The organism is Micromonospora parastrephiae, from assembly GCF_016802865.1.
Classification (GTDB): domain Bacteria; phylum Actinomycetota; class Actinomycetes; order Mycobacteriales; family Micromonosporaceae; genus Micromonospora; species Micromonospora parastrephiae.
Window position 1 is genome coordinate 1 of the sequence record NZ_JAEVHM010000368.1, and the last position, 2,334, is coordinate 2,334.

At 73.7% G+C, this 2,334-nt stretch carries 2 protein-coding genes and 1 pseudogene; 2 read left to right on the forward strand and 1 reads right to left on the reverse strand.

The features are described 5' to 3' along the window. Positions 1-541: pseudogene (gene rsgA, locus JNW91_RS31030) on the reverse strand (GTPase RsgA); the annotation flags it as partial. A gap of 177 nt (positions 542-718) precedes the next feature. On the opposite strand from rsgA, the gene JNW91_RS31035 reads away from it, so the two are divergent. Together JNW91_RS31035 and JNW91_RS31040 are read left to right on the forward strand one after the other, a co-directional pair. Further along, entirely contained in the window at positions 719-1,435 is a 717-nt protein-coding gene (locus JNW91_RS31035; RefSeq protein ID WP_203179009.1) for a maleylpyruvate isomerase family mycothiol-dependent enzyme, read from the forward strand. A gap of 7 nt (positions 1,436-1,442) precedes the next feature. Next, complete coding sequence (locus tag JNW91_RS31040; RefSeq protein ID WP_203179010.1) at positions 1,443-2,096, forward strand: MBL fold metallo-hydrolase; 654 nt, start codon at positions 1,443-1,445, stop codon at positions 2,094-2,096. The last annotated feature ends 238 nt before the right edge of the window (positions 2,097-2,334 follow it).

Consider the following 2,334-nt stretch of genomic DNA (forward strand, 5'->3'; position numbering starts at 1 on the left):
GCGCTCGGCGCTGACCGCCAGCACCGGCACCCCGGGGGGCGACCGCGGCGAGCTGCCGGGCCAGCGCGGCCGGGTCGGCCGCCAGGTCGGCCTTGGTCAGCACGACCAGCGGCCGGGCCCCGGACTCGTGCACCAGGGAGAGCAGTCGCTCGATCCGGCCGACATCCGGCTCCGGATGCACCGGCTCGACCACGGCGGCGGCGTCCAGGTTGGCGGCGAGCACCTGGCCGCTGGCGTCCTTGCCGGCGGTACGGCGGATCAACGCCGCCCGCCGCGGCAGCACCGCCTCCACGGTGACCCGGCCGTCGGGCCAGCGCCCGAGCAGCACCCAGTCACCCGCGCAGGGCAGCGCGGAGGGGTCCCGGGCGGCCGCGGCCAACACCGCCCCGCCCAGGCTGGCCCGGACCGGGCCGGGCGCGCTGAGCACCGTGCAGACCCCGCGGTCCACCCGGGCCACCCGGCCCGGTCGGTGCTCACCCCGCCGGTCGGCGTACGCCGCGCGCTCGGCGTCCCAGCCGAGGGCGGTCAGATCGATCGTCATGGCATCCTCATCGATGTCGAAGCTGGTGATGGCGGTACGCGTGTCACGGCCGGCATGATCACCACCTCCGTCCGACGTCCCGGTGCCGCGTATGCCGCCGACGGTAGGGCGCGCGCCGACGCGCCGAAAGCGATTTCCCCGGCGACGGCGGGACCGGTTCACCGCTAGGGTCTACGGGTGACCACGGATCCGCTGCTCCTGATGGGCGAGGTGGACGCCGCCACCGGTCGGTTGCTGCGTACCGCGGCTTCCCTCGACGCCGCGGACCTGGCGGGCGCTTCACTGCTGCCGGGCTGGACGCGCGGGCACGTGCTGGCCCACCTGGCGCGCAACGCCGACGGCTTCGTCAACCTGCTCACCGCGGCCCGCACCGGGCAACCGGTGCCGATGTATTCCTCGCTGGCGGGCCGCACGGCGGACATCGACGCCGGGGCGGGTCGGCCGCCCGCCGAGCACCTGGACGACCTGCGGCGCACCGCGGACCGGTTCGCCGAGGCGGTCGCGGCCATGCCGGTCGAGGCGTGGGCGGCGACGGTGCAGGCACGCCTGGGACCATGGCCCGCCGCACTGCTCGTCTGGGGTCGGCTGCGCGAGATCGAGGTGCACCACCTCGACCTGGCCGCCGGCTACCGGGTCGCCGACTGGTCGGAGGCGTTCGCCCACCGGCTGCTGCACGAGGTGTCCACCCACTACGGCAACCGGCCGGCGCCGCCGTCGATGGTGCTGCGTTTCGACGGCAGCCAGCACGAGTTGGTGATCGGGGACCGGGTCGGCGCCCCGATCGTCGCCGGCCCCGCTCCCGACCTCGCCGCCTGGCTGATCGGCCGTGACGGCGGCGACGCGCTCGCCGTCACCCCCGACGGCCCCCTGCCTACTCCACCGGAATGGATATAGAAACCTCATGACCTACAGCGGAGATGTCACCCACGGCGGCCCGCCGGCGGTACGGGAGCTGGACGGGCTCACCATCAGCAAGCTGTCGGTGGGTCCGATGGACAACAACGCCTACCTGCTGCGCTGCACGGGCACCGGCGACCAGGTGCTGATCGACGCCGCCAACGAGGCGCCCCGGCTGCTGGAGCTGATCGGTGACGGTGGGCTGACCGCCGTGGTGACCACCCACCAGCACATGGACCACTGGGTCGCGTTGGAGGAGGTGGTGGCCAAGACCGGGGCACGGGCGCTGGTGCACGCCGACGACGCGGCGGGGCTGCCGATCGAGGCGGAGCAGCTTGCCGAGGGCGACACCGTGCCGGTCGGCGACTGCGCGTTGGAGGTCATCCACATCAAGGGGCACACCCCGGGCTCGATCGCGCTGCTCTACCGCGATCCGGCCGGCACTCCGCACCTCTTCACCGGTGACAGCCTCTTCCCCGGTGGTGTCGGCAACACCGACAAGGACCCGGAGCGCTTCGCCGCGCTGATCGACGACGTCGAGCACAAGGTGTTCGACCAGCTTCCGGACGACACCTGGTTCTATCCCGGCCACGGCAAGGACAGCACACTGGGAGCCGAACGCCCAGCCCTCCCCCAGTGGAGAGCCCGAGGCTGGTAACAGACCAAGGCAACCCAACTGCCGACCGAGAACCACCAAGACCCCCACCACCAGTGCGGCGCGGGCGACGCCCGGCCACGACGGGGCGGGGGCCTGCCGTGCCCGGCGCAGGGATCAAGCCTGACCGCCCGGAGCCGGGCACGGCACCATCGCCCGCGACCGGATCCTCCTGCGGGAGGTGGTCGTCGTACGGCTCGGTGAGGGGCATGTGGCAAGTCTCCCACCGCGACCGGGCCCA

Coding starts and splice junctions, on each gene's coding strand:
- JNW91_RS31040 (WP_203179010.1), top strand. CDS start 1,443: ATGACCTACAGCGGAGATGTCACCCACGGCGGCCCGCCGGCGGTACGG.